This window comes from Cetobacterium sp., from assembly GCF_051658645.1.
Classification (GTDB): domain Bacteria; phylum Fusobacteriota; class Fusobacteriia; order Fusobacteriales; family Fusobacteriaceae; genus Cetobacterium_A.
On sequence record NZ_JBOFMZ010000053.1, the window covers coordinates 20,352 to 27,182 of the forward strand.

Annotated in this window: 5 protein-coding genes; all 5 read left to right on the plus strand. The window is 26.3% G+C overall.

All coding sequences use genetic code 11. The features are described 5' to 3' along the window. From ACRCZX_RS06415 to ACRCZX_RS06435, 5 genes are read left to right on the plus strand one after another with little or no spacing between them, the layout of a single operon-like run. Positions 1-1,449 (plus strand): ABC transporter substrate-binding protein, encoded by a 1,449-nt coding sequence (locus tag ACRCZX_RS06415; protein WP_438582102.1) that lies wholly within the window; start codon positions 1-3, stop codon positions 1,447-1,449. Positions 1,450-1,470: 21 nt separating this feature from the next. Beyond that, complete coding sequence (locus ACRCZX_RS06420) at positions 1,471-2,304, plus strand: DUF4402 domain-containing protein (protein WP_438582103.1); 834 nt, start codon at positions 1,471-1,473, stop codon at positions 2,302-2,304. Then, positions 2,304-4,907 (plus strand): hypothetical protein, encoded by a 2,604-nt coding sequence (locus ACRCZX_RS06425; protein WP_438582104.1) that lies wholly within the window; start codon positions 2,304-2,306, stop codon positions 4,905-4,907. Before ACRCZX_RS06420 ends, ACRCZX_RS06425 begins: the two co-directional genes overlap by 1 nt. 13 nt (positions 4,908-4,920) lie before the next feature. Beyond that, entirely contained in the window at positions 4,921-5,829 is a 909-nt protein-coding gene (locus ACRCZX_RS06430; RefSeq protein ID WP_438582105.1) for a toxin-antitoxin system YwqK family antitoxin, read from the plus strand. Positions 5,830-5,837: 8 nt separating this feature from the next. Continuing rightward, the gene (locus ACRCZX_RS06435; RefSeq protein ID WP_438582106.1) at positions 5,838-6,584 is read left to right on the plus strand and encodes a fimbria/pilus periplasmic chaperone; all 747 of its coding nucleotides are present in this window, start codon (positions 5,838-5,840) and stop codon (positions 6,582-6,584) included. Positions 6,585-6,831: the final 247 nt, after the last annotated feature.

Below are 6,831 nucleotides of genomic sequence, written 5' to 3' on the forward strand. Positions count from 1 at the left end.
ATGAGAAAACATTTGTGCTTAATTCTATTTGCTCTAACAATAGTTTTGTCTTTTGGTGAATCTACTTTAGATTTTGATATAGTTCAATTAGATGAGTACAGTGAACTTGAAAAACAACAAGAGGATAGTTTGAGGATAGTTCAAGCTGTTAAAGTGAGTAGTGTAGATCCTATTTTTATGAAAGATCAAAATTCAATAAGAACTATGAAATATTTATACGACACACTTTTCATTTATAATGATAAAAATGAAATTGTTTCGAATTTAGTTGAAACTTGGATTTGGAAAGATGATAGAGTTTTAGAAATTGAGTTAAAAAAAGATATTTTTTTTCATAATGGAGATAAAATGTTAGCGGTAGATGTAAAAAAATCTTTAGATAGATTGCTTGAAAAAGGTGTCTTTAAAGATTTTTTTAATGATATTCAAAGTGTAAAAGTAATTTCTAGTAGCACTGTAGAGATAAAACTTAAACGAAGAAATCATTTGTTTTTATCGATGCTAACATACTATATGTGCTCTATTACGAAAGAAGTTGAGAATAAAATTTATGGAACAGGCCCTTATAGCTTGAAAAAGATAACAAATAAAGAAGTAGTTTTAATTAAAAACAAAAATTATTTTAAGGAAAATACAGGTTCGAAAAAAATACAGATTTTATCAGAAATAAGTGATAGAAAAAGAGCTCTTCTTTATTTTAATGATGATGCCGATGTAGTTTTAGATATTACACCAAAACAAATAGAAAATTGGCAAAAAGAAGGTATTTTAGGGAAGAATTCAGAAGTAAAGGATATTGATGAATTGGATACAGTAGCTATTATGTTTGGTCAAAAAAATAAAACTTTTGAAAAACGTAAAGCTAGAGAAGCTGTTGCATCTTTGGTTAATAGAGATGAAGTTGTGGAAAATGTTTTTTTTGAAAAATCAGCAAAAACATTTTTTCCAGAAAATTTATTTAAAGCAGAATTATCCAAAATAAAAAAAACGAGCACAAAAGATAATGAGTTAAAGCAATTTAAATTATTAAATAATGAAATTGAATTAATAACATTAAATGATGACCAATCTTTAAAAGTTGGTAATGAGTTAAAAAAGATGTTAGAAAAAAAAGGAATTTCAATAAAAATAGTTCCATATCAAAAAGAAGCTTATTTGATGAAAATAGAAAAACAAGATTATGAATTAGCGATTTATAATATCATTTTTGATAAAAAATATCTTATTTATAATTTAGGAAAAGTAATTTCTAATGAGATAGGAGATAAAGATATGTATAATGCTATGTTGCCTTTTTTAGAAATTTTAAAAGAAGAAACAGAGATCACTAACAGAGATAAAATATATGATAATATAGTATATTTGATTTCAAAGAATACACCTTATATACCGCTTATTCATAGAAAAAAAGTAAGTATAGAAACTAAAAAAACAGAGCAATATAAATAAAAAGTAGAGGGGGGGTCTAAATTGAAAAACGTTTTATTTGTTTTGGTACTCTTTAATCTGAGGCTTTTAGCAGCAGTAAATTCTAGTTTAAATTCTATATCTGATCAAGCAGAACTTGTAGGTGGGGTAAGACAAAATTATAGATTTAAATCATCAGTTTCAAAATTATCAGGACTAGGAAATACTCAAAAAATATTTTATAAATTTGAAAGACCTGGAGATTATTTTATAAATCAAAATAGAGAAATAGTTGACTCTATTAAAATAACGAGTTTAAAAATTTTATCAATAACTGCAAATGTAGATGAAGATAAAAGAGAGTTAACAAATTTTAACGGAAATTTAGATTATAGTGTTGAAGCAACTATAGGTATAAAATCAGATGGAAGACTATCTGGGAAGTATACGACACCAAATATAATTTTAGAGTTGTATTCTAAAAAAGGAAATGGAGAAGAGAGTTTGATTAGGATTCCTATTCAATATGAATTGAATTTTTTAAAAGAGCTTAGTTTGAAAACAAGTCCAATGAATTTAGGAATTGGAATTCAAGGTCAAAAGATGTCTAGTTTTGATGGAACACCAGGTTATCTAGAAATAGAAGGAGAGCCTAATAAAATTTTTAGAGTTTCTTATCCTTCAAAAGTTGAAATAGTTAATAAAAAAGATGCAAGTATATTAATTGTTTTTATAACGACTCCAAAATTAGAGAAAACAAATACAGAAGATTATTTAGGTTCTATAAGTTCAAGTGGTTTAAATAAAATTGAGTTTAACGGAGAAGTAAAAGAAACGAGATCCGCTACTATAGGTGAGTATAATGGTAAATTTACAATCAAGGTAAGGTATGATTGATGAAAAAGAAGAAGATGGCTATTTTTTTATTAATAGCTGTTTGTTTTATTTGTTTGCCTAGAGAACTTATGTCAGAAGAATATAATTTAGAATATGATGAAGCATATATTGAAATTAAAAGTAAAACATTAAAAGATGATTTTTTTATGGTAAGATATGATTATGAAAATGATGATATTTTTATACCGATAAAAGGGTTGTTTTACTTTTTAGAAATATATTCGATTGATGTAAATTTAAATAAAAAAATTATAGATTATAAAGTTGATGGAAATAAAACTAGGGTTGAAATAAAAACTGGAAAAACATTTATTTTAGATGGAGAACTTTACATAAATTTAGAAGGACTAGAAAAAAACTTTGATTTTGACAGCTTAAAATGGTCAGGACAAGATTTGAAATTAAATTTAAACCCAAATTTTATTTTGCCTTTTGAAATAAGAGAAAAAGGTAAAATTGAAAGAATTCGATTGTCTGATAAGCAAGAAAATTCAAAATTTAATTTAGTTCAACCTGATAAAAAAATAATAACACCTGGATTACTAAAAATAAGTTATTCAACAAATGATATAGAAAATCTTAATAATCAGATTGGATTAGAATATGGAACTCAACTTTTTTATGGAGATTTTTACATAGATTATGATTTGGAATTATCAGAAATTAAAAGTACTAACTTAACCTATAATAATTTTTATAAAGAAAATGATTTGGTAATTGGAGATTTTTATATTAAAACCCCGGATTTTTTAAATGTTAATAGTTCGGTAAGAGGCTTTAGTTTAGGAGAGAAAAATACATTTAGCTCTACCTCTGGAAATGTCACAACAATTAAAGGCGAAACCCAAGGTGCAGACGTAATAGAACTTTATCAAAATGGAATATTGTTAGATTATCAAAAATCAACAGAGAAAAAATTTGCTTTTGAAATTAGAGATAGAAATTATGGTGGAGATTATTCTTTGAAAATTTACTATAAAAATGGACAAATAGAAACAAGAAAAGTTTATACTGTTGGTAATTCTAAACTGTTGAATAAGAATGAATGGAGTTATAATATTCAAATGGGGCAAGAAAGAGAGAACAAAAAAACTCAAAGTGTTAATGAAATAAATTATGGACTCAATAAAAATTTAACTATAGGTCTAGGTGTATTGGAATTAGAATCAAATAAAGACAGAGAGTATAATGTTTTTAAAAGTGAAATTATTTATAGAGTTGGATTTTCAAACTATCCATTAATAATAAATTTGAACAATTTTTATGAATATGAAAAAAAAGAAAGTAGTTATGAGTTGAAAGTAAATCAAAAAATAAAAAATTATAATCTGACATTTGACAATTATAAATACTCTAATTATATAGCAGAAGAGGATGGAATTAAAGATTATAAGTCTATCGGAATAACAAGAAATTTTATAAATACAAGAATAGGTATAGGTTATCAACAAGAGCAAGAGTATTTAACCTTAAAACAGCAAAAGGGTTATTATGTAAGTTTAGAGAATAGAAGCTTCAGAAATTTATCGTTTTTTTTAGACACTGAAATAAATTATGATGAAGAAAACAATGAAAGTTTATTGGTTAATCCAGGGGTAAGCTATGGTGGAATTACTAACGTTACAACTTTGTTACAGGCCAATATTAATAAACGTGAAAAAGTAGAAACTAATTACTCTTTAAAAATTTTAGGTAAAAGAAAAAAAATAAGAGATTCTTCTGCTGAGTATGTCATGAGTGGAGAAGTTAAATATAGTGAAGAAGAGAAATTTAAATTTTCATTAGATTTTACTGTTTATTTAGAAAATTATCTTTACTTAGAAGTTCCGATGTCTTTAAGAGATGATGAAACACTTTCTGTAGGACTGAGTGCTGAAAAGGTAATAGATTTATCAGATTTAAAAAGAAACGTAAAAGATAGGCAAGTAGATAATTCTTGGATATTTGGTAAAGTTTATATTGATTCAAATAATAATGGAAATTATGATGCCGATGAAACAACTCTTTCTGATGTAACTGTTATTGTTGATGGGAAAAAAGTTGATTCAGACGTAAATGGAAATTATTTTATACCAGGATTATTACCACTCGAAAATTATCAAGTGTTGATAGATAGAAAAAGTATTGATCCTATGTTGACACAAGTTGTTGATAAAAAGAAGGTTCGAACAAGAGCTTCTGTTGGAACTCGTTATAATATAGGTGTTCAGGCTGTTTCAATGGTAACTGGAAATATACTCCCTTCGGAGAATGTTTCTTCTGAAGAATTAATAAGAATTTTAAGTATGACAACTATAGATTTAGAAAAAGACAATGAGTCGTACCTAAGCATAGATCCTGAATTTGATGGAATGTACTTCTTTGAGAATGTTCTTCCAGGGAAATATAAGTTAAAATTTGTTTATTTAGGAAGCGATGAAGTTACCTTTTCTGAAGAAGGGTTAGAAGTTGATGTAGCTTTAGAAAAAGAAGATGAAGGACAATATTTTGAAGGTTATGATGTAGTTGTTGATAAAGAAGATGTAGAAAAAGCAGAAAAAGTAATACCTGAAGATTTAGAAGAAGATGATTATAATATTGAAGATGTTTTAAAAAATTTTTAGAAGGAGAGAGAGCTTGAAGAAAGAGTGGGTTATAAGTTGTTCAATTGTATATATGATACTATTTAATCTTTCTTTTTCTAATTTAAGAAAAGAAAGTGTAGATAAAAAAAGTATAAAAAACCAAATAGTGTATTTGCAAAATGAACAAAAACCTTTCACAGGGCAATTGTTTGGACTTGGAATTAAAGAGCAGTATGAAACTGGAGTTAAAAATGGATTTTTTCAAGGCTTTTTTTATGATGGTGGAAAAAAATACATATATGAAGGTAACTATATAAATGGAATAAAGCACGGAACTTGGACTTTGAAATATTTGAACGGAGAGATTAGAGCAGCTCTGAAGTATAATTATGACAAACCTTATGGGCAATGGACTTATTTTTTTGAAAGTAAAAATATTGAAGGCTATGAAAGTTTAGAAGATGGAATACTTCATGGAAAATTAGTGAGATATTCTGAAACTGGAGATTTGATAATCAGGACTAATTATTTGAATGGGCTTTTAGACGGAGAGACAACTTTTTTTCACAAAAAAGAAATATTAGAAACATTGACTAATTTTAAATATGGAAAAATAGATGGAAGTATAAAAATATTTTCATCAGATGGATTACAAATTTTAGAAGGAAATTATAAAAATGATAAAAGAGAAGGTGTCTGGAAGTTCTTTTATAAAACGGGAGATTTAAAAACTCTTGTAAATTATAAAAATGGACTTAAGGACGGCGAGGTTATAATATACGACAAAGCAGGGTTGATAGTTCAAAAAATAAAATTTATAAAAGGAAATGAAATTGATTCTGATGGAAAAGTAACAAACAAAAATTCAGAGTTTAAAGATCCGATAGTAGACAGATTTAAAAAGTTTAATAGGAATTTAAAATATGAAGTTTATGATAAAATACTAAGTGAAATGGAGTGATTTGAAAAATGAACAATAAAAGAGTAATAGGGATTTTGTTTTTTATATTAGTATCAATGAGTTATGCTTTTAATTTTAGCGTAGCACCGACAAGATTTGAAATAGGATTAGAAAAAATAAATACAAATGAGATAACATTAATAAATAACACTACTTCTCCTATGAGATTAGAAAGTTTTGTTGAAGTTGCACCTGGTTATGAAAAGCATAGTTTAAATGAACATATAAAGTTATATCCTAAAATGATATCAATTAAACCAGGTGGAAAACAAATAGTGAGATTTAGAGTTAAACCAGAAGTAGGAATGCAAAGTGGAGAATATAAAAGTTATGTTGTTTTTAAAGAAATTCCATTGAAAAATATTTCAACAGAAAAAAGTGATAAAGTTAATGCTCAAATAAAGATGATAACAGAGGTTGGAATAAGTGTTTATGGCTATTATGGTGAAATCAATAGAGGTACAAATATTTCAAATTTAAATATATCTTATAATGCTTCAACTTTAAAAGTTACAGCTGATTCTGATTCAAAAGGTAATAGTTCAGAATTATTAAAGCAAAAAATAGAAGTGTTGAATGGAGCAGGGCTTGTAACTGAAAACTATGAAACACAATTTTCAAGAACAGAAAGAAACGGAAAATCTAAATTGGAAAATTCGATGAAAATGGAAGGTTTGAAAGGAAAGAAAGTTAGAGTTACTTTAATAAACTCTGAAGGTAAAGTTATAGAAAAAAGAATAACACCAACATTATAGAAAAATAAAAATACACTCTTAAATTTTAAGAGTGTATTTTTATTAAAAAAGTATTGACAACTTTTAAAAGTTGTGATAATATATTTCTTGTAGCGGGAAAAACCGCATAAGAAGGACATTAGCAACCGAATAGAGAAAATAGTCAGAATGTTGTGTAAACAACAAAATACCAGTAATGGTAAAACCATTTAGATGGTTAAAAGGTGTAAAGAAAGTCTAAGGACTTAAAAATATATTTGAATGAAGA

Bases quoted from the DNA above. Each gene is read 5' to 3' on its own strand.
- ACRCZX_RS06415 (WP_438582102.1), top strand. From the start codon at position 1: ATGAGAAAACATTTGTGCTTAATTCTATTTGCTCTAACAATAGTTTTG.
- ACRCZX_RS06425 (WP_438582104.1), top strand. From the start codon at position 2,304: ATGAAAAAGAAGAAGATGGCTATTTTTTTATTAATAGCTGTTTGTTTT.
- ACRCZX_RS06435 (WP_438582106.1), top strand. From the start codon at position 5,838: ATGAACAATAAAAGAGTAATAGGGATTTTGTTTTTTATATTAGTATCA.